The sequence below is a fragment of the Methylobacterium sp. 13MFTsu3.1M2 genome (assembly GCF_900112625.1).
Classification (GTDB): domain Bacteria; phylum Pseudomonadota; class Alphaproteobacteria; order Rhizobiales; family Beijerinckiaceae; genus Methylobacterium.
In genome coordinates this window covers 75,558-95,702 of record NZ_FOMM01000004.1, presented here as the reverse complement: position 1 = coordinate 95,702, position 20,145 = coordinate 75,558, and the positions used below count along the sequence as shown (strand labels likewise).

The window sequence follows — 20,145 nt, the reverse complement described above, 5'->3', positions numbered from 1 at the left end:
GGGGTTCACGTAGTCGCGGGCCGCGGTCGCGCTATCTGCCTGCAGGACCCGACCGACGCCAGAGTTCCATGAGCCAGCCTTCCGAATCCGTCACCGCCGCGATCCTCGTCATCGGCGACGAGATCCTCTCGGGTCGCACCAAGGACAAGAACATCGGCACCATCGCCGACTTCCTCACCGCCGCCGGGATCGACCTGCGCGAGGTGCGGATCGTGCCCGACGAGGCGGCCATGATCGTCGAGGCGGTCAACGCCCTGCGCGCCCGCTACACCTACCTGTTCACCACCGGCGGGATCGGCCCGACCCACGACGACATCACCGCCGACTGCGTGGCCGAGGCCTTCGGGGTCGGCATCGACGTCGACGAGCGCGCCCGGGCGATGCTGCTCGAGCGGCACAAACCCGAGGATCTCAACGAGGCCCGCCTGCGCATGGCGCGGATCCCGTTCGGGGCCGACCTGATCGCCAATCCCGTCTCGAAGGCACCGGGCTTCCGCATCGGCAACGTCCACGTGATGGCCGGCGTGCCCAGCATCATGCAGGCCATGCTGGACTCGATCGCCCCGACGCTGACGGGCGGCGCCGCGATGCTGTCCGAGACGATCGAGGCGGCCGGCCTCCCGGAGGGCAGCTACGCGGGCGGCCTCGGCGAGATCGCGAGGGCGCGGCAAGCCGTCTCCATCGGCTCGTACCCGGCGATCACGCCGGAGGGCTTCCGCAACCGGATCGTCGTGCGCAGCCGGGACCCGGAGGCCCTCGCCGAGGCGCGCGGCGCCGTCGAGGCCCTGCTGGCGCGGCTCTCGGCCTGACTCGTCCCGTCCGATCGATCGTGTTGCGTAGCGGAGCTGTCGGATGGTGCGGGATAGGGACAAGCGGGCCGACCCCGAGACGCGCCGGGACGAACTGCTGAAGGAAGTCTCCGAGATCGGCCGGCCCGACGCCTACGTCCTGCACGAGGTCATCCGGCTCGAGGGCGACGAGGAGCTGCGCCGCCACGGCCTCGCGCTGTTCCTCTCGGCCTTCGCGGCCGGGCTCAGCATCGCCCTGTCGCTGATCGTGCCGGGCGTGCTGCGAAGCCATCTCCCGGAGACGGACTGGGCCAAGATCGTCGGCTCGATGGGCTACGCGGTCGGGTTCCTGGTCGTCGTCCTCGGGCGCCAGCAGCTCTTCACCGAGAACACCATCACGCCGATCCTGCCGCTCCTGCACGACCGCTCCGTGAAGACGGCGCTCCGCGTCGTCAGGCTCTGGACGATCGTGCTGTCGGGCAACATCCTGGGCACGCTCGCGATCGCGACGGTGCTGGCCTATTCGGGCGCCTTCGAGCCGCCGGTCCTCAGGGCCTTCGCGGAGATCAGCCACGACGCCATCGCGCACGGGTTCTGGGCGACCTTCGTCAAGGCCGTCTTCGCCGGATGGATGATCGCCCTGATGGTCTGGTTCCTGCCGGCCACCGCCAGCGCGGCGCCGTTCGTGATCCTCCTGATGACGTGGCTGGTCGCGCTCTGCAGCCTCGCCCACATCGTGGCCGGCTCCGTCGAGGCCTTCTACCTCGTGGTCACGGGTGCCGCGTCGCTGCACGATTACGCGGTGAAGTTCTTCCTGCCGACGCTGCTCGGCAACACGTTCGGCGGCGTGGCGCTGGTGGCGGTGCTGAACTACGGGCAGGTCGCCCCCGAGGTCGAGGAGACCAAGGCGGTCGAGGGCGAGCGTCCGGACTGAGACCGAGATCTTGGGCCGAGGACCGGGCAGCCGGGCGGCACCGCGCGTCGCCCGCGACGCCGGATACGCGCCGACCGCCTCAGTCGAGCCGCACCGGCGGGCTGATCAAGTGGTCGAGATCGTCGAGGACCCACGTCATCGTCCCGCGCAGCGGCCCGTAGAGCCCGATCTGGTGCTGCCGGTAGAGGAGGTCGTGCGTCAGCCGCGCCGAGAGCCCGTTCAGGCGCCCGCCGCCGAACGTGTAGCGGCCGAGCGTGCCCCAGCCGTTGAAATCCGCGAGCGAGACGATCGCGCCCTTCTCGGCGTAGTGGAACGGAGGCAGGTCCGCGTCGGGCGCATCCCCGCGGGCCAGCGCGCGGCCGAGATGGCGCGCGAGATGCTGCGCCTGCTGGCGTGCGGCCTGCGCGGTTGCCGGAACGGGGTGGCCGGTCCGGGAGTCGGTGAGGCTGGCGCAGTCGCCGAGGGCGATGATGGCCGGATCCCGGGTCGTTCGCAGGTCCGGGCGGACGACGAGCTGCCCGGCCCGCGAGCGCTCCAGGCCGTCGAGGCCGGCGAGCACGTCCGGCGCCTTGACGCCGGCGGCCCAGACCTTCAGCCCGGCCGGGATGCGGCGGCCGTCCTTCAGGATGAACCCGTCCGCGTCCGCGGCCGTCACCGTCGCGCCGGTCCGGACCTCCACGTCGAGATCCGACAGGGTGCGGGCGGCGGCGCGCGACACCTTTTCGGGGAAGGCCGGCAACAGGCGCGGCCCGCTCTCGATCAGCGTCAGGCGCAGGCGCCCCGGCAGGTCGGGCGAGCCGTAGGCCGCGAAGAGGTTGATGGCGTGCTTGAGCTCGGCGGCCAGCTCGACGCCGGTCGCACCGCCGCCCACGATGGCGATCTCCAGCAGGCCGCCGCCGTCGAGCCGGGCCAGGAGATGGCACCGCAGCTGTTCGTGGAAGTGCTCGGCCTCGGTCAGGTCGTCGATGGTCAGGCAATGCTCGGCCACGCCCGGCGTGCCGAAATCGTTGGCGCGGCTGCCGATGGCGAGCACCAGCAGGTCGTAGGCGCGCTCCACTTCCGGAACCCCCTCCGCGGCCTCGACCGCGAGCCGGACGCGCCTGGCCGCCCGGTCGATGCCCACGAGGGCGCCGGGCTGGAATCGGAAGCCGTTGCGGCGCGCCTGGGCGAAGAGATCCACCTTCTGCCGGTCGGCCCGGGCCGTACCCGCCGCGAAGGTGTGCAGCATCGGCTTCCAGACGTGCGAGAGGCTGCGATCGGCGAGGGTGACGTCGGCCCGGCCGCCGCGTCCGAGGCTGGTCGCCACCTCGATCCCGGCGACGCCGCCGCCGACGATCACGATCCGTGGTCTCTCCGCCATGACGTCTCCGCATCCTCACGGGTCGGGAACGCCGGTCACGGCCTCGATGTTCGCCGCGGCGCGCGCCGATCCCGCCCGGCGTCGGAAGCGCGTCCTGCGCGGCCCGTCCCCCGATCCCGCGCCGGGCGGGATCGCGTCGGCCGACAGGGGCCGTCGACCATGAAAAAAGCCGCCCGGAGGCGGCTTTCGTGAACGTCGCGCTGCCGCGTCCGGATCAGGAGCGCATGCGGGTCCGCACCTCGCCGAGGCTCGCGCGGATCAGGTTCTGGGCGGCGTCACCCTGCATCCGCTCGCGCAGGATCGTCTCCGAGACCTTCACGGCGGCCTCCGCGGCGGCGGCGCGGACCTGAGCCTCGGCCTGGGCTTCCGCCTGGGCGATCTTCGTCTCGGCGGCCTTGGTGCGGCGGGCGAGGAAATCGTCCAGCTTGCGGTGGCCTTCCTCGGCGGCGCGCTGGGCCTCCTCGCGGGCACCGGCGACGATCGACTCGGCCTCCTTCTCGGCCTCGGCGCGGCGGCGCTTGTAGTCGGCCAGCACGGCGGCGGCCTCCTCGCGCAGGCGCTTGGCCTCGTCGAGCTCGTGGCGGACGCGGTTGGCGCGCCCGTCCAGGCCCTTGAGCATCGTCGAGAAGGCGCCGGCCTTCCAGGCGATGCCCATGAAGATGACGAACGCGACGGCGACCCAGAATTCGGCTTCGAGCAGCATCGTGGGATCCCGTCAGTGTGCGGTGGCGTCGAGGGCGCGGTCGAGGCTCGTCCGGTCCGGGGCCTGCCCGGTCAGACGCTCGACGATGGCCGACGCGGCCTCACCCGCGATCGAGCGGACGTTGCCCATGGCGGCCTCGGTCCGCGTGCGGATCGTCGCCTCGGAGGCGGAGAGCTTGGCGTTCAGCTCGTCCTCCAGCGCCTTGCGCTTGGTCTCGGCCTCAGCGGCCAGTTCGTTCCGGGTGGTCTGCGCGATGTCGCGCGCCTTGCCCTGGGCGTCCCGGAGGGCGGTCTCGAAGGCCACGCCGGCGGCATCCGCCTCGGCCTTCATCGCCTGCGCCTGGTCCAGGTCGGCACGCAGGCGCTCGGCGCGGGCGTGCAGGATCGACTGGATCCGCGGCAGCGCGATCTTGTCCATCAGGTAGTAGAGGAGGCCGAAGGCCAGGGCGAGCCAGATCAGCTGCGCCAGGAAGCCCGAGGTCTCGAAGGGCGGGAAGGCGCCGGAATGCGCTTCCGTATGCTCGACATGGCCCGGCACGACCTGCGTGTCGGCGCCCGGGGGCGGCGTGGTGAGGGGATTGGGCTGCGCCATGAGACCGCTACACTGACACCGTTCGCTGAGGCCACCGCCGGCGCGGTGACGGACGAAGGCGGACGCCCCGTCGCGGGAGCGTCCACCCGTTCATCGGGCCGGGGCCCGGGAGGAGACCGCGGGGACCGCGGCCTCCGGCGCCGATCAGACGGCGAAGAGCAGCAGCAGCGCGATCAGCAGCGAGAAGATGCCGAGCGCCTCGGTGAGGGCGAAGCCCAGGAGCAGGGTGGCGCGCTGGCCGTCGGCCGCGGACGGGTTGCGAAGGGCGCCGGCGAGGAACTGACCGAACAGGTTGCCGAGGCCGATGCCCGCACCCGCCATGCCGAGGCAGGCGAGGCCGGCGCCGATGTACTTCGCAGCGACGGGATCCATGGTAACTCCTGAGGTCTCTTCAGATCGAAACGTGCGGTGACGTTTGCGGCGGGTGGAGCCGGCCGATCAGTGGCCGGGGTGAAGGGCGTCGTTGAGGTAGATCGCCGTCAGCGTCGCGAAGACGTAGGCCTGAAGCGCCGCAACGAGGAACTCGAGAGCGGTCAGCGCGATCGTCAGGAACAGCGGGAGCGGCGATAGCACGCTCCAGGCGCCCGCGAGAAGGAGCTGGACCACGAAGAACGCGAAGATCTTCATCGCGATGTGGCCGGCCAGCATGTTGGCGAACAGACGGACCGACAGGCTGATCGGGCGCGAGATGAACGAGATCACCTCGATCGGGACCAGGATCGCGAGGAGCGGCTTCGGCACGCCCGACGGCACGAACAGGCCGAAGAAGTGGGTGCCGTGCTTCATCACGCCGAAGATCACCACGGTGGAGATCACCAGCGCGGCGAGGCCGAAGGTGATGATCAGGTGGCTGGTCACCGCGAAGGCGTAGGGGATCATGCCGAACAGGTTCAGGACGAGCACGAACATGAACAGCGAGAACACGAGCGGCATGAACCGCTTGCCGCCGTCGCCCGTCGCCTGGTGCACGGTGTCGGCGATGAATTCGTAGAAGATCTCGGCCAGCGACTGCATGCGGCCCGGAACGACCGAGCGGGACGCGGTCGCGACGATGGTGATGAGCGCGATCACGCCGACGGCGGCGAACATGTAGAGGGCCGACTGCGTGAACGCGAGCTGCTGGTGGCCGATATGGCCCAGCGACACGAGCGGCTTCAGCTCGAACTGATGGATCGGGTCGATCGTGACCGCCATTCCCGCTTCCGCCCTTCTTGTCCGGCGCGCCGACGGGTGTCGGCCGCCCCACATTCCCCACTGACCGGCGCGCCTTATGGCTCCTGCCGATCGCGCCGTCCCGGACGCGCGCCGGCGAAACCCGACGCCCGCATCACGTTGTAGACCCCCGCGACGAACCCCAGCATCAGGAGGACGATCAGGCCCCAGGGCTTCGTCCCGAAGACATGATCGACGATCCAGCCGAGTATGCCCCCCGCGATCACGCCCGCGACGAACTCCGTGGAGAGCGTCATGGCCTGGCCCAGCGAGGATGGCCCGCCGTCCCGAGGGCGCGTGGAATGACCGGGAGCAGCCTGCGGCCGCTTCCGTTCGATCTGCGTCTCGAGACGTCTGAGCCTCGCGGAGAGTTCGCTGTCCGTCGGCGTCTGCTCGGTCCCTCTCCCGTCCCTCGGATCGTCGCCGTTCACGGCTCAAAACTCATCGGGCGGGAGGCTGTGGAACCGGCTGGACACCCCCAGCAAGCGGGGCGCACCATAGTTTCGCCTATCTTGAGTGTCAAGGCGAACCCCATACACCGTAAGTAATTGATTTTAGTTTGGTATTCCAACTTTGTGCGATGCGCCGGAGCCGCGCCGCGCGCGAGGCCCCGGCGGGTCGATCAGGCGCCGATGATCGGCTTGATCACCTTCTCCATACCCTCGACGGTCATCTCGCCGGTGTAGCGCTCGCCGTTGATGAAGAAGGTCGGGGTCGAATCCACCTTGAAGACGTCGAGGCCGCGCTGCTTCACGGCGTTGACCGCGCTGTAGATCTTCTGGTCCTTCAGGCAGGCCTCGAAGGTCTGCTTGTTGTAGCCCGCCTGCCGGAGCATCTGCTCCAGCGCGTCCACGGGCTTCGGCGTGAAGGCCCAGGCCGCCTGCTGATCGAACAGCAGGTCGGTGATCGGGTAGTACTTGGCATCGCCCTGGCAGCGCGCCAGCATGAAGGCCGCCGTCGCCAGCGGGTCGAGGGGGAATTCGCGGAGCGTGAACCGCACCTTGCCGGTGTCGATGTAGCGCTCCTTCAGGGTCGGCCACGTGGTCCGGTGGAAGGCCGCGCAGTGCGAGCAGGTCATCGAGGCGTACTCGATGATCGTGCACTTGGCGTCCGCCGGGCCGAGCCAGACATCGCCGAGGGGTCCCGGCTGCAGCAGGGCCGCCATCTCGGAATTCTGCGCCCGGGCGGGACGTCCGAGATACGGCAGGGCGAGGCCGGCGCCGAGGGCGAGGCCGGAGAACTTGAGAGCGTCGCGTCGCGTCGTCATCGGGCAGGCTCCGCCGGATTGATCAGTCGTGGCGTCCGGATGCCGGTACTCGGGCGCGACCGTCCTGGCAAGGTGACCGAATCGACCGTTCACCGCTCCGGGCGCGTCGCCACGGCGGCGGTGCCGAGGCGGTCGAGGGCCGCGCGCAGGCCGTCATCGGCGATTCCCGCCACGGCGCGCTGGACCTCGACGGCGGCGGCCGGATCGACCCGCGCGCGGGCGGGCGCCCGGCCGGCGCGCCCGACCCGGTCCTGCTGCAGCACGATCCGGGAGACGCAGGCCCAGCCGTAATGGGCGTTGATCCGCTGGATCACCACCGGCGCGAGATGCTGCAACTCGAGCGCGAAGACACCCTCGACGCGCACGACCAGCGTGCCGGATTCGGGCGCGGCGGACTCGCTCCGGCGGCGCTTCGGCCATTCCAGCTTGGACGGGCGGCAGTAGCGGGCCAGCCGCTCGCCGACGATCTCCGGCCACGCGGCCAGGATGTCGGTCGAGGCGAAGCCCTGCGCCGCGAAGGCCGGCCCGATGCAACTCTCGATCAGTTCGGCCAGCGGTTTGACGCGCGCCATGGTGGTTCCGGCCCCGTGGATCCGCGAAGGTTAGCGCAGGATGGTTGACGAAGGGAGCGCGCGCCGGCGCTTTCGCCGCCCTATGATCGCCGCGGCGCTCCGGCTATGCAGCGCGACCCCTGTCGACCTGCCCATGCCGCCTCGCCCAGCCACGGATCCTGAAGCCGGTCCCGGACCGCGCGCCGACGACCTGCTCGCCTGGTACGACCGGCATCGGCGGGTGCTGCCCTGGCGGGCGCTCGCCGGCGCGGTCCCCGATCCCTACCGGGTCTGGCTGTCCGAGGTGATGCTGCAGCAGACCACCATCGCGGCGGTGCGGCCGTATTTCGAGCGCTTCCTGACGCGCTTCCCCGACATCTTCGCCCTGGCCGAGGCCCCCGAGGAGGCGGTGATGTCGGCCTGGGCCGGCCTCGGCTACTACTCCCGCGCGCGCAATCTGCACGCCTGCGCGAAGGCGGTCGCGGCGGCCGGCGGCCGCTTCCCTGATACCGCCGAGGGCCTGCGCAAGCTCCCGGGAATCGGCGCCTACACGGCCGGCGCGATCGCCGCGATCGCGTTCGACCGGCCGGAGGCCGCCGTCGACGGCAATGTCGAGCGGGTCCTGAGCCGGGCCTACGCGGTGGAGGCCCCGCTCCCGGGCAGCCGGCCGGAGATCCGCCGCCTGACGCAGGCGCTCGTCCCGCAGCAGCGGCCGGGCGACTTCGCCCAGGCGCTCATGGACCTCGGCGCGACGATCTGCACGCCCAAGCGCCCCGCCTGCGCGCTCTGCCCGTGGATGCGGCCCTGCCGGGCGCGGTCGCTGGGCACGCAGGAGACCTTCCCGCGCAAGATCAGGGTCGCCAAGGGTGCGCTCCGCCGCGGCGCCGCCTTCGTGGCGATCCGCAGCGGCGACGAGGCGGTGCTGCTGCGGACCCGCGCCCCCGAGGGGCTGCTCGGCAACATGGCCGAGCCGCCGGTCAGCGCCTGGGAGCCGGATTACGACGTGGCCGCCGCCCTGCTGGACGCGCCCCTCGACGCGCGGTGGAAGCGGCTCCCGGGCCTCGTCCGCCACGGCTTCACGCATTTTCCCCTGGAGCTGACGGTGTTCGTGGCCCGCGTCGCGCTGGCGACGCCGGCTCCGGCCGGCATGCGCTTCACGCCGCGCGGCGCCCTCGCGGACGAACCGCTGCCCGGCCTCATGCGCAAGGTCCTGGCGCACGCCTTCGACCCGAAGCCGGAGCCCGAGAAGAAGCCGCGCGGGCGCCCGAGGAAGGAACCGCCGCCGATGCCGCTGCTGGCGGCGATGGAGCCACCGGTCTCGATGCCGGATCCGGACCCGCGCCCGCGCGTGCGCGCCGTCCCGAAGCCGCAGCCGAAGGCGGCGCCGGTGCCGCCGCAGGAGACGGACGAACTGTTCGACGGGGAGGTCGAGCCATCGCCCGCACCGGCGCGGGCCCGGTCATCGCCGCGGCGGCCGGGGCCGGCCCGGAAGCGGTAGCCGACCGTCATCGCGAGCGCAGCGAAGCGACCCAGGGCAGCGCGACATCTGTCTGCGTGCCGCTGCTGGTCTGCTTCGCTCCGCTCGCAAAGACGGTGTGCTGGCTCAGCCGTTGGCCATCGCCTGCCGGAGACCGGCCCGGTAGCTGTCGATCACCACCGGCTTGCCGCCGCGCTCCACGTGCCAGAACGTCCAGCCGTTGCAGGCCGGCAGGCCCTGCACGAGCGCGCCGATCTTGTGGATCGAGCCGATGACGAGGCCGTTGTCGAGCTGGCCGTCCGGGCGCACCGTGGCGCGGAACCGGCGGCGCTCGTCGGTCACGGTCTCGCCGGGGCGGATGTGGCCCGCCTCGATCACCGACAGGAACGGCACCCGCGGCTCGGCGCGCTTGGTCGGTGCCACCATGAGGGCGGCCCTCGACAGGGTCTCCACGGCGGCGATCCGCTCCCGGGCCGCCTCGGCGTAGGTCGCCTCGCGCTCGATGCCGATGAAGCGGCGGCCGAGGCGCTTGGCGACGGCGCCGGTCGTGCCGGTGCCGAAGAACGGGTCGAGCACCACGTCGCCGGGATTGGTCGCCGCGAGCAGCGTCCGGGCGAGCAGAGCCTCTGGCTTCTGGGTCGGGTGGACCTTGCGGCCCTCCGCATCCTTCAGCCGCTCCTCGCCGGTGCAGAGGGGGATGAACCAGTCCGAGCGCATCTGGAGGTCCTCGTTGCCCCCTTTCAGCGCCTCGTAATGGAAGGTGTAGCCCTTCGAGTCGGCCGAGCGCGAGGCCCAGATCAGGGTCTCGTGGGCGTTGGTGAAGCGCTTGCCGCGGAAGTTCGGCATCGGGTTGGCCTTGCGCCAGACGATGTCGTTGAGGATCCAGTAACCGAGATCCTGCAACGCGCTCCCGACCCGGAAGATGTTGTGGTACGACCCGATCACCCAGAGGGTCGCGTTCGGCTTCATCACGCGGCGGCAGGCGGCGAGCCAGTCCCGGGTGAAGGTGTCGTAGGCCTCGAAGGTCGCGAACTTGTCCCAGTCGTCGTCGACCGCGTCGACGCGGCTCTGGTCCGGGCGCAGGAGGCCGGCGTCGCCGAGCTGAAGGTTGTAGGGCGGGTCGGCGAACACGCAGTCGACGCTCGACGCCGGCAAGGCGTTCATGGCCGCGATGCAGTCCCCGACGAGTACCTGGTCGAGGGGCAGAGAACGCTGGGTGGGTACGAGACCCATCCGTGGCGCCGACGCGGGCCGCCCGGCACGCGAGACCTGTTTCCGGGCGACGGCGTCGGCAGCCACGGTACGCGGGGAAGCCATGGCAAACACCGGTTACGCGACTGACCGGCAGACCATGCGCCGGGTACGGTAAAGGTCACGTTGTCGATTTCGCGTCCGGCGCGTCCCGTTCTGGGGCTGCAGATTTTGCCGACCGGGCGCCCGGACAATCCTCCGACAGATTAAGCAACCGTTACCCGGCCGCGCCGCGCCGCCGGGATCGGGCGACAACACTCTATCCCTGCGGGTCGCGCGCGGCCGCGGCAGCCTGTGCTTGGGAAGCAGCCGCGCACGACAATCATCGTCGTGCCAGGGGCGCCGGGCGGGTCGCGCTTCCACCTCAGCGGGACGCAGGGTCACGCTCCGCGCAAGGCTTAAGAATGATGTCCTATTTTGCATCCTCCCCAACGGAGGCGAGCAGTTCTTGCTGAATACGCAGAACCACACGCCAATGCATCACCCGCAACAAGAGCGGAAATAAACTGAAATAAGCCGCCATGTAATGGGGATGACCAGCGCGAAATCGGCCAAAATGTGACCCCGACAGCCAGAAAAAGCCTGCCATATTCCGGCCCGTTTCGGGCACGACTGGCGCCGCCCCGACAAAAACAATGGGAATGCGTCGAGAATGTCGTTCGGTTTCGGTAAGCTCGTTGTCTCGCTTGGAATGCTGTCCACCGTCGTCGGGACCAGCCTCCCGGCCGCCGCCCAGAGCGGAGCGGCCTCCTGGTACGGGAGCGGCCATCGCACCGCCAACGGCGAGCGTTTCAACCCCAACGGACTGACCGCCGCCCATCGCAGCCTGCCGTTCGGCACCCGGGTCCGCGTCGAGAACAAGCGGACCGGCCGCTCGATCGTCGTGCGCATCAACGACCGCGGTCCGTTCGTGCGCGGCCGCATCATCGACCTGTCGCGCGGCTCCGCCCGCGCCCTCGGCATGGGCGGCGTCAGCTACGTGTCGCTGCAGGTCGTGCACTGACCCTTCACCGGCATCGAGCGCCCCGGCGCGCCTCCGCCCCGCGCGGGCGGGGCGGCCTCCGGGGCGTTGTCTGCCGGACCCGGACGCACCATCTGCTGCCGGGTTCAGCTCGGATCACCCGCCCATGCCCAAGCCCCTCATCGTCGACATCCCGCACGACCTCGGCCGCGACGAGGCCAAACGGCGCCTGGAGCACGGCACGGATCAGGCGCGGGCCCTCCTCGCCAAGAGCGGAATCACGGTGGACCAGCTCGCCTGGACGGGCGACCGGCTCGATTTCGGCGTGTCCGCGGTGGCGCAGAAGATCGCCGGCACGATCGACGTGGGCGCGGAGAGCGTGCGCCTCGAGGTGAAGCTGCCGTTCCTCCTCGCCCTGTTCGCCGAGAAGATCCAGAAGGTGGCGAGCAAGGAGGGCAACCTCCTGCTGACGAAGAAGTAGCCCTCCGGAACCGGATCCGCCGCACTCTGTTTCCGCGGGACCGGTGCCGCTGTGCACCACCGGTCTCGCGGAGGATGACGGTGCCCGATTTCACGCTCGCCGACCCGGGGCAGGTCCCCGAGGTGCCGCCGCAGCCGACGCCGGTGCCGGACCGCCCCTACGATCCGCCGCAGGCGCCGACCCAGCCGCCCGGGCCGGAGATCCCCGGGAACACCCCGGCGGAGGCGCCGGGCATCCAGCCGCCCGAGATCCCCGTCAACGATCCGGGCGTGCCCGAGATCAGCCCGCCGACGGGACCGGCCAACCCGATCGCCTGACCGGGCGCCGACCGACGGGGGCGGCTCTGTTTGAACAGGCCGCCCCGCACTGCCATAAGCCGGCCCATGGCCGCTCCCCCGCTTCTCACCCTCCAGGACGTCGCGCTCACCTTCGGCGGCACGCCGCTGATCACGGGCGCGAGCCTCGCCATCGCGCCGGGCGAGCGCACCTGCCTCGTCGGCCGGAACGGGTCGGGGAAGTCGACGCTCATGAAGATCGCCGCGGGCCTCACGGAGCCCGACCGGGGCCGGCGCTTCGTCCAGCCCGGCACGACGATCCGCTACCTCGCACAGGAGCCCGATTTCACGGGCTTCGCCACCACCCTGGATTTCGTCGAGGCCGGCCTGCCGCCGGGCGAATCGACCCACCGTGCCCGCTACCTGCTGGAGAGCCTCGGCCTGACCGGCGCGGAGGATCCGAGCAAGCTCTCCGGCGGAGAGGGGCGCCGCACCGCGCTGGCGCAGGCGCTCGCCCCCGAGCCCGACGTGCTGCTCCTCGACGAGCCCACCAACCATCTCGACCTGCCGGCGATCGAGTGGCTCGAGACCGAGCTGAAGGGCACCCGCGCGGCCCTCGTGCTGATCAGCCACGACCGGCGATTCCTCTCGGCGCTGTCGCGGGCCACGATCTGGCTCGACCGCGGCGAGACCCGCCGGATCGACCAGGGTTTCTCCAGCTTCGAGGCGTGGCGCGACGCCTTCTTCGAGGAGGAGGAGCGGGACCAGCACAAGCTCGACCGCAAGATCGCCGCCGAGGAGCACTGGCTGCGCTACGGCGTCACCGCGCGGCGCAAGCGCAACGTCCGCCGCCTCGGCAACCTGCACGAACTCCGGCAGAACCGCCGCGAGGTGCGCCGCCCCGTGGGCAGCGTCAGCATGCAGGCCTCGGACGCCGAATCTTCCGGGAGCCTCGTCGTCGAGGCCCGGGACATCGCGAAGAGCTACGGCGAGCGCAGGATCGTCGACGGGCTGTCCCTGCGGGTGATGCGGGGCGACCGGCTCGGCATCGTCGGGGCGAACGGCGCGGGCAAGAGCACCCTGATCAACCTGCTGATGGGCCGGCTCGCGCCGGATGCCGGGCAGGTGGTGCTCGGCACCAACCTGCTGCCGGTGGTGCTCGATCAGGCCCGCGCCGTGCTGGAGCCCGGGATGACCGTCACCGACGTGCTGACCGGCGGCCGCGGCGACAGCGTCACGGTGAACGGCCAGAGCCGCCACGTGATCGGCTATCTCAAGGACTTCCTGTTCACGCCCGAGCAGGCGCGCACGCCGGTCTCGGTGCTGTCCGGCGGCGAGCGCAACCGGCTGCTGATCGCCCGCGCCCTGGCCCAGCCGGCCAACCTCCTCGTCCTCGACGAGCCCACCAACGACCTCGACCTCGAGACCCTCGACCTGCTCCAGGAGATGCTGGGCGACTACCAGGGCACGCTGATCCTGGTGAGCCACGACCGCGACTTCCTCGACCGCGTGGCCGGCAGCGTGCTGGTCTCGGAGGGCGTTGGCCGCTGGGTCGAGTATGCCGGCGGCTACAGCGACATGCTGGTCCAGCGCGGCCAGGGCGTCGAGGCGCGGACCGTCGCGCCGAAGGCGAAGGAGTCGCGCGAGCGCGCCGCCGCGCCGGCCGCCCAGCCGTCGGGCAAGCCCAAGCTCGGCTTCAAGGACCAGCACGAATTGAAGACCCTGCCGGCCCGCATCGAGAAGCTGGAGGCGGCGATCGCCCAGCTCCGCACGATCCTCGCCGACCCCGAGCTCTACGCCCGCGACCCCGCCCGGTTCGACAAAGCCTCGACCATGCTGGCCCAGGCCGAGACCGAGCTGTCGCAGGCGGAGGACCGCTGGCTGGAACTGGAGATGCTTCAGGCGGGATGAGACCCGCCGCATCGCGCCGCGAGACGTACCCGACCGGAGACCGCATGACCGCCTATCAGACCCTCGAACAGCGCTTCGCCCGGCTCGCCGCCTTGGAGGGCGCGGCCGGGATCCTCGGGTGGGACGCGCAGACCCTAATGCCGGACGGCGCCGCCGAGGCCCGCGGCGACCAGCTCGCGATCCTCCGCGGGCTCGCCCACGGGATGCTCACCGCCCCCGAGGCCGCCGAGGAGCTGGCGGCAGCCGAGCAGGGCGGGGGCCTCGAGCCCTGGCCCGCCGCCAACCTGCGGGAGATGCGCCGCGCCCAGGCCCACGCCACAGCGGTCCCCCGCGACCTCGTCGAGGCCAGCTCCCGCGCCGTGTCCCGCTCGGAGATGGTCTGGCGCGAGGCGCGGCGCGACGCCGACTTCGGCCGCCTCGAACCCCACCTCGCCGAGGTGCTGCGGCTCCAGCGGGAGATCGGCCAGGCGAAGGGCGCGGCCCTCGGCCTCGATCCCTACGACGCGCTGCTCGACAGCTACGATCCCGGCATGCGCCGGGCGACGATCGACCCACTCTTCGCGGACCTGACCGACTGGCTGCCGGCCCTGATCGCCCGCGCCCGGGAGATCCAGGCGTCCCGGCCGGCACCGCTCCCGCTCGCCGGCCCGTTCGACGTGGCGGTGCAGCGCGACCTCGGCCTGAAGCTGATGGAGGCAGTCGGCTTCGACTTCACCCGCGGCCGGCTCGACATCAGCCTGCACCCGTTCTGCGGCGGCGCCACCGACGACGTGCGGATCACGACGCGCTACGACGCGGCCGATTTCGGCCGGGCGCTGATGGGCGTTCTCCACGAGACCGGGCACGCCCTCTACGAGCAGGGCCGGCCGGCGGCGTGGCGCAACCAGCCGGTCGGCGCGGCGCGGGGGATGAGCCTGCACGAGAGCCAGTCGCTCATCGTCGAGATGCAGGCCTGCCGGAGCCGGGAGTTTTTCACCTTCCTGGCGCCGCTCCTGCAGGCGGCGTTCGGGCGGTCCGGGCCCGAATGGTCGCCGGAGAACCTGCACGCGCTCAACACCCGGGTCGCGCCCGGCTTCATCCGGGTGGATGCCGACGAGGCGACCTACCCGGCCCATATCCTGCTGCGCTACCGGCTGGAGACCGCGATGATCGCGGGCGACCTCGCGGTGCGCGACCTGCCGGGGGCGTTCAACGAGGGCCTGCGCGACCTCCTCGGGCTCACGGTGCCCGACGACCGGGTCGGCTGCCTCCAGGACATCCACTGGCCGAGCGGCGCCTTCGGCTATTTCCCGACCTACACGCTCGGCGCCCTGGCGGCCGCGCAGCTGTTCCGGGCGGCCCGCGCGGCCGAGCCGGCGCTGCCGGGCTGCCTCGCGCAGGGCGATTTCGGCCCCCTGCGGGACTGGCTCCGCACGCATGTCCACGCGGTGGGGAGCCTGCTCGACACCGACGACCTCCTCACCCGCGCCACCGGGAGGAGGCTCGGCACGGCGGCGTTCCGGGCCCATCTGGAGGCGCGCTACCTCGGGGGCGCGGGCGCCTGAGACGCGGTGGCCGGGGAGGGGACGAACGACCCCTCCGCCGGCGACGCCTAGAGCGTCACCACGTCGACGGCGTCGCCGAGCCGGTCGCGAGCGATGTCCGCGACGTGGCGGTGGTGCGTGAACAGGATCGGCTGGACCCGGGCGCCGATCGCCGCGAGCGCATCGAGGCCGTAGCCGGTCCGGGTCTCGTCGAAGGTCGAGAACAGGTCGTCGCCGATGAAGGGGGCCGGCTCGGCGCGGCCGGCGTAATCCTCCAGATAGGCCAGCCGCAGGGCGAGATAGAGCTGGTCGCGGGTGCCCTCGCTCATGCCCTCGATCGCGACCGTGCCGCCGCCGGCGCGCTGCCCGGCGAGCTTCGGCGTGTCGGCCTCGTCGTAGATCTGCGCCAGACCGGAGAACGCGCCGCCGGTGAGAGCCTGTAACAGCGCGCCCGCCCGGGTGACGAGCGGGTCCTGCTGTCCCGCGCGGTGGCGGGCGACCGCCTGTCCGAGCATCAGCCCGGCGAGCCGCAAGACGGCCCAGGAGCGGGAAGCCGCCTGGAGATCCGCCTCCGCGGCCTTGCGCTCCGCGAGGGCCAGCTCGGCGCCGGTGCCGCCCTCGAGCTCCGCCCGCCGCCGCTCCGCCCGGTCGCGGTCCGCGAAGATGACCTGCCCGCGCTCGGCCTGCTCGTCGGCCTCGAGCGACAGCCGCGCCAGCTCCGCCTCGATCGCCTCCGGCGACACGGTCTCCAGGCCGGCGCGCAGCTCGGCCTCCGGAAGCCCGTCGGCCGCGCCCGCGAGCGTACCGCGGAGCCGCAGGCGCTCGGCGCGCAGCGCCTCCCGCGCGCTGAGGCGGCCGAACAGCCGGTCGATCTCCGGCGTCGGTGCCGCAGCGAGGTCCGGCATCACCTCGGCCACCTGCCGGGCGAGCGTCGCCCGCGCCGCGTCGCGCGAGTCGCAGGCGCCGCGATGGGCGGCCTCGGCCTCGTCGCGGCGGCGGTCGAGCTCGGCGCGGCGCGCCTCGCGGGCCTGCGCGGCGACGAGGCGGCCGTGGAGCGATCGGACCGCGCCGGCGGGCGACACCTCCGCGAGGTCGGGCGCCAGGGCCTCGACCAGGGCGGCGGCGTTGGCTCGGAACGCCTCCATGTCCCGGCGGATCCCTGCCGAGCGGCGCTGTAGGGCGGCCCGCTCCGCCAGCCGGTCGGGCACGCTGCGCCACGCCTCCAGCGCGCCCTCGGCCTCCTCCGGACCGGCCGTGCCGTCGAGGCCGAGGGGCAGCAGCGCCGCCTCCCAGTCGGCCCGCCAGGCGGCCCGGCGGGCGGCGGTCTCCGCGAGGCTCGCCTCCAGCCGCGCGACGGACAGTCCGGCCGCGCGCAGCAGGCCGGCGGTCTGCAGGTTGGCCTCCCAGCGGCTCGCCAGGGCGGCGATCCGCGCTTCGAGACCGTCCAGCGCGGCGGCGATCTCGAGGTCCGGCGCGGCGTCGAGACCGGCGCGGGCGCGCAGGTCGGACAACGGCGCCCGCGCGGCCTCGATCCGCGCCAGGAGGCGGTCCGCCTCGATCCGCTGCGCGGCGAGGCGCTGCTCGGCCTCGATCAGGCTCTCCACCTCGGCGAGCCAGGCCGCCATCTCGGCCGGAGGACCGGGCACGAGACCGGCGGGCCGCCACGCCTCGCGCCACGCCGCCTCGCCCGCCGCGATCTCCGCGGCGAGACCGGCGAGGACGTCGTCGGCTCGCGCGGCCTCCGCCTCCTCGGCGGCGAGCCGTTCCAGGTCGGCCGCGTGGGCGGCGACCCGGGCGGCGTCGGACGCGCGCTCGTCCGCGACGCGGTCGGCCTCGAGGAGCGCGCGCTCGAAGGCCGCGACCTCGGCGACGGCGGCCGCCCGGCCGGCCGCGAGGGCGTCGCGCAGCGGCGCGAACGCCGCGTCGCGGGTTGACCGCAGGGCGTCGAGCCGCTCCCGGGTGGCGACGGGCCGGCCGGCCTCGCGCTCGCGCAGCCGCGCCCGGGTGACCGCGACCTGCCGGCGGGCCGCGTCGCACCGGTCGGCGGCCCGTTCGTGCTCGCGGGTCTTCGCCTCGAGGCCCTGACGGTAGCGCGCCACCGTGTCGGGGGCGGGCAGGGGCGTCCGCACGAGGGCGGCGAGGTCGGGCACCGGCGGCGACAGCCGCTCGGCCTGGTTGCGCAGCAGCGCCGCCTCCCGGCGGATCGCGCCGTCGAGGGTGTCGCGGGCGGCGATCCACTCGTGCAGTCGGGCGAGGGGCTTCAGCGCCTCCCGGAGCGGGGTCGGGTCCCGGGCCGCGTCGGCCGCCTCCACCTCGCGGGCGAGGCGTTCCCGCTCGGCGCGGGCGGCGGCGAGGTCGCGGGCGATCTGCTCCTCGGCGGCCGCCAGGGTCCGACCGTCGCGGATCAGCCGCTCGGTCCGCGCCCGCGCGGCGTCCGGGGGCTGGCGGGCCTCGAGCGCGGCGAGGTCGGGCACGCCGATCCGGGCGCGCAGCCGCTCTAGATCCAGGCCGACCTTGTGGGCGTCGCCCTCGATGCGGGGCAGGTCGGTGCCGCCCTTCTCGAACTCCCGGGTGCCGCTGAACGCCGCCAGGATCTCGTCCGCCCGATGGGTCAGCCCCGGCTCGACCGGCACCGATTCGGCCTCGCCGCGGGCCCGGTCGCGCGCGGTTTCGGCCCGCTCCGCCTCGGCGTCCGCGGCGCGGCACGCGTCCAGGGCCGCCCCGAGGCGGGCGATCCAGGCGGGATCCGCGTCGACGAGGTCGGTCTCGGCGGCGATGCGCCGCTCCAGCGCGTCGATCTCGGCGATGATCGGGCGGACGCGCTTGAACCGTTCCAGCCGGGCGCGCGCGACCGCCCCGGCCTTCTGCTCGGACCGGAGCGCCTCGAGCTGCGCGGCCGCCGCGGCGATCTCGTCGTTCAGGGCGCGCCAGTCGCCGGCGCGCAGGCCCCGCTCGCGGATCGCCCGCCGGGCCGTCTCGTGGCGCTCCAGCGCCTGGTAGAAGGTCCGGTGCTTGGCCTGGCGCGGGGCGAAGATGGCGTCGGCCTCCGCGTCGAGCGTCGTCTGCAGCTCCGTGAGGCCGCGCAGGCCCGAGCCCGCCGCGAACAGGCTTGCGCCGACCTCGCCCTCCACGTCGACCATCTCGCGGCCCCCGGCCCGGAGGCTCGCCGCGTCGAGTCCGAAGGCCCGGCAGAACACCGTCCGGGACAGGCCACCGAGGCACGGGGCCAGCGCGTCGTCGGCGAGCGGCGCGTCGTCGGCGTCGATGAGGGTGCGGCTGTTGCCCTTCCGGCGGCGGAAGGACAGCCGGCGTCCGTCGGCGGCGGCGATCTCCGCGCCGAGGCGCAGCTGCGGCATGTCGTGCAGGAAGGCGTAGGGCGTCGTCTTCCCGAAGCCGAACAGCAGGTCGGTGACCGCCGCCAGCGCGGTGCTCTTGCCGGCCTCGTTGGCGCCCAGCACCACGTGCAGGCGCGCGTCGGGCCGGAACGCGACGGTGCGGTCCGTGAAGGCGCCGTAGCGCTCCAGGGCGAGGCGGATCAGGCGCATCGGGGGTCCATGGGTGCGCGCCTCAGCAGTGCCGGCCGCCGAGGCGTCCGAGGACGAGGGCCTCGGCCTCGGCGCAGAGCGCGTCGAACTCCGCGTCGAGGTCGGCCTCGGCGGCGGCCGTCCCCGGCATCCGGGCGCCGATCTCGGCCAGCGCCGCCTTCGCCCGGGCGCGGAACTCGGGGTCGCGGTCGAGGTCGGCGAGCAGGGCCGCGGGGTCGATGGCGGCGCCGGTCGGCTCCGCCGCGGCGCGCGGGCGGCGGGTCTCGATCTTCAGGCGCTCCAGCCAGATGTCCTCGTGCAGCCGGTGCGCGGCCGCCTGGATCTCGGCCGTCAGGGACTCGCGATCGGCCGCGAGGGCGTCGTGGGCCCGGGTCGTCCCGGCGAGGTGGACGCGGACCAGGAGCAGCCGGCGCGCCGCGATCCCGGCCAGGGGCCTCAGCGCCGCCTCGACGGCCTCGACGGCGCCGCGCGCGTCGGCCACCGCCGCGAGGTCGACCGTTATCTGCTCGAATCGCGCCCGGTCGAGGGGCAGGCGGCTGACGCCGGTCACCCGCCCGTCGGCGACGTCGACCACGACGGCGCCCTTCTCGCCGCACTCGCGCACGCTCCGGCCCTGGAGATTGCCGGGGAACACGATCCAGGGATCCCGGGACAGCTCCGCGTACTCGTGGATGTGGCCCAGCGCCCAGTACTCGTAGCCCCGGGCCGCGAGGTCGGCGACCGAGCAGGGGGCGTAGGTCTCGTGGGCGGCGTGGCCGGTGCAGGAGGTGTGCAGGACCCCGAGGTTGAACCAGCCCGGCACGGCGGCCGGGTAGGTGAGCGCGAGGTTCTCCTCCACGGCCCGGCCCTGGAAGCTGCGGCCGTGGACCGCGACGCGGAGCGCGTCGAGGCGCAGGGTGCCGGCGCGGGCGGTCGGGAAGACGTGGACGGAGGCCGGCAGCGTGATCGAGCGCGTGATGACGCTCTCGGCGTCGTGGTTGCCGCGCACGAGGATCGTCGGGATGCCGGCGCGGTCGAGGCGCGCGACCTGCCGGGCGAAGAACAGGCCGATCGTGGTGTCGGCCCAGTCGCCGTCGTAGACGTCGCCCGCGACAACCACGAAGGCGACCGACCGCTCGATCGCCTGGGTCACCAGATCCTCGAAGGCCTGCCGGCTCGCCGCGGCGAGGCGCCGGGCCAGATCCGCGTCGCGCGCAGCGAGGCCCGACAGCGGGCTGCCGAGGTGCAGGTCGGCGGCATGGATGAAGCTGAACGCCGTCATGGCCTCCGGACGGGATCGGTGGGATGGCGGTGCGCGGCGGTTCTCGGAGCGGCC

General features: G+C 72.9%; 19 protein-coding genes. 8 read left to right on the top strand and 11 right to left on the bottom strand.

Annotated features, from left to right (window positions below; genetic code table 11):
* Positions 1–68: 68 nt before the first annotated feature.
* Positions 69–809, top strand: coding sequence for a competence/damage-inducible protein A (locus BM314_RS03805; protein WP_020093399.1), 741 nt, complete (start codon positions 69–71; stop codon positions 807–809).
* A 43-nt stretch (positions 810–852) separates the two neighbouring features.
* Positions 853–1,722 (top strand): formate/nitrite transporter family protein, encoded by an 870-nt coding sequence (locus tag BM314_RS03800; protein ID WP_091976981.1) that lies wholly within the window; start codon positions 853–855, stop codon positions 1,720–1,722.
* Positions 1,723–1,801: 79 nt separating this feature from the next.
* Here BM314_RS03800 and BM314_RS03795 read toward each other — a convergent pair whose 3' ends face one another.
* The 8 genes from BM314_RS03795 to BM314_RS03760 all read right to left on the bottom strand — a co-directional run bounded on the left by BM314_RS03795 (position 1,802) and on the right by BM314_RS03760 (position 7,427).
* A complete protein-coding gene (locus BM314_RS03795; protein ID WP_091976979.1) occupies positions 1,802–3,082 on the bottom strand; it encodes an NAD(P)/FAD-dependent oxidoreductase in 1,281 nt (426 codons plus the stop codon).
* A 214-nt stretch (positions 3,083–3,296) separates the two neighbouring features.
* Positions 3,297–3,782 carry a F0F1 ATP synthase subunit B family protein gene (locus BM314_RS03790; protein WP_170855147.1) on the bottom strand — a complete coding sequence of 162 codons (486 nt, stop codon included), beginning with the start codon at positions 3,780–3,782 and terminating at the stop codon, positions 3,297–3,299.
* Positions 3,783–3,797: 15 nt separating this feature from the next.
* The gene (locus BM314_RS03785) at positions 3,798–4,376 is read right to left on the bottom strand and encodes a F0F1 ATP synthase subunit B family protein (protein WP_020093395.1); all 579 of its coding nucleotides are present in this window, start codon (positions 4,374–4,376) and stop codon (positions 3,798–3,800) included.
* A gap of 144 nt (positions 4,377–4,520) precedes the next feature.
* Positions 4,521–4,748, bottom strand: a complete 228-nt coding sequence (locus tag BM314_RS03780) for a F0F1 ATP synthase subunit C (RefSeq protein WP_007566773.1) — start codon at positions 4,746–4,748, stop codon at positions 4,521–4,523.
* Positions 4,749–4,814: 66 nt separating this feature from the next.
* The gene (locus tag BM314_RS03775) at positions 4,815–5,570 is read right to left on the bottom strand and encodes a F0F1 ATP synthase subunit A (protein ID WP_020093394.1); all 756 of its coding nucleotides are present in this window, start codon (positions 5,568–5,570) and stop codon (positions 4,815–4,817) included.
* A 74-nt stretch (positions 5,571–5,644) separates the two neighbouring features.
* Positions 5,645–6,019 (bottom strand): AtpZ/AtpI family protein, encoded by a 375-nt coding sequence (locus BM314_RS03770; protein WP_056525259.1) that lies wholly within the window; start codon positions 6,017–6,019, stop codon positions 5,645–5,647.
* Positions 6,020–6,210: 191 nt separating this feature from the next.
* A complete protein-coding gene (locus BM314_RS03765; RefSeq protein WP_020093392.1) occupies positions 6,211–6,855 on the bottom strand; it encodes a DsbA family protein in 645 nt (214 codons plus the stop codon).
* A gap of 89 nt (positions 6,856–6,944) precedes the next feature.
* On the bottom strand, positions 6,945–7,427 hold the full coding sequence (locus BM314_RS03760; protein ID WP_020093391.1) for a DUF721 domain-containing protein: 483 nt from the start codon (positions 7,425–7,427) through the stop codon (positions 6,945–6,947).
* A gap of 133 nt (positions 7,428–7,560) precedes the next feature.
* Between BM314_RS03760 and mutY the strand changes: the two genes are divergently transcribed.
* The gene (mutY, locus tag BM314_RS03755; RefSeq protein WP_091977138.1) at positions 7,561–8,904 is read left to right on the top strand and encodes an A/G-specific adenine glycosylase; all 1,344 of its coding nucleotides are present in this window, start codon (positions 7,561–7,563) and stop codon (positions 8,902–8,904) included.
* Between the two features lie 105 nt (positions 8,905–9,009).
* Here the strand turns inward: mutY and BM314_RS03750 are convergent, their stop codons facing one another.
* A complete protein-coding gene (locus BM314_RS03750; RefSeq protein WP_280142531.1) occupies positions 9,010–10,200 on the bottom strand; it encodes a site-specific DNA-methyltransferase in 1,191 nt (396 codons plus the stop codon).
* 586 nt (positions 10,201–10,786) lie between these two features.
* Here BM314_RS03750 and BM314_RS03745 point away from each other — a divergent pair.
* The 5 genes from BM314_RS03745 to BM314_RS03725 all read left to right on the top strand — a co-directional run bounded on the left by BM314_RS03745 (position 10,787) and on the right by BM314_RS03725 (position 15,306).
* A complete protein-coding gene (locus BM314_RS03745) occupies positions 10,787–11,137 on the top strand; it encodes a septal ring lytic transglycosylase RlpA family protein (RefSeq protein WP_020093388.1) in 351 nt (116 codons plus the stop codon).
* A 124-nt stretch (positions 11,138–11,261) separates the two neighbouring features.
* Positions 11,262–11,576 (top strand): polyhydroxyalkanoic acid system family protein, encoded by a 315-nt coding sequence (locus BM314_RS03740; protein ID WP_020093387.1) that lies wholly within the window; start codon positions 11,262–11,264, stop codon positions 11,574–11,576.
* A gap of 80 nt (positions 11,577–11,656) precedes the next feature.
* Positions 11,657–11,893: a hypothetical protein gene (locus BM314_RS03735; RefSeq protein ID WP_026604965.1), complete on the top strand. Its 237-nt coding sequence runs from the start codon at positions 11,657–11,659 to the stop codon at positions 11,891–11,893.
* 66 nt (positions 11,894–11,959) lie between these two features.
* Positions 11,960–13,762 (top strand): ATP-binding cassette domain-containing protein, encoded by a 1,803-nt coding sequence (locus BM314_RS03730; protein ID WP_091976977.1) that lies wholly within the window; start codon positions 11,960–11,962, stop codon positions 13,760–13,762.
* Positions 13,763–13,806: 44 nt separating this feature from the next.
* Positions 13,807–15,306 (top strand): carboxypeptidase M32, encoded by a 1,500-nt coding sequence (locus BM314_RS03725; RefSeq protein WP_091976976.1) that lies wholly within the window; start codon positions 13,807–13,809, stop codon positions 15,304–15,306.
* 47 nt (positions 15,307–15,353) lie between these two features.
* Here BM314_RS03725 and BM314_RS03720 read toward each other — a convergent pair whose 3' ends face one another.
* Positions 15,354–18,830 (bottom strand): YhaN family protein, encoded by a 3,477-nt coding sequence (locus BM314_RS03720; protein ID WP_091976974.1) that lies wholly within the window; start codon positions 18,828–18,830, stop codon positions 15,354–15,356.
* A gap of 22 nt (positions 18,831–18,852) precedes the next feature.
* Positions 18,853–20,091 (bottom strand): metallophosphoesterase family protein, encoded by a 1,239-nt coding sequence (locus BM314_RS03715; RefSeq protein ID WP_091976973.1) that lies wholly within the window; start codon positions 20,089–20,091, stop codon positions 18,853–18,855.
* Positions 20,092–20,145: the final 54 nt, after the last annotated feature.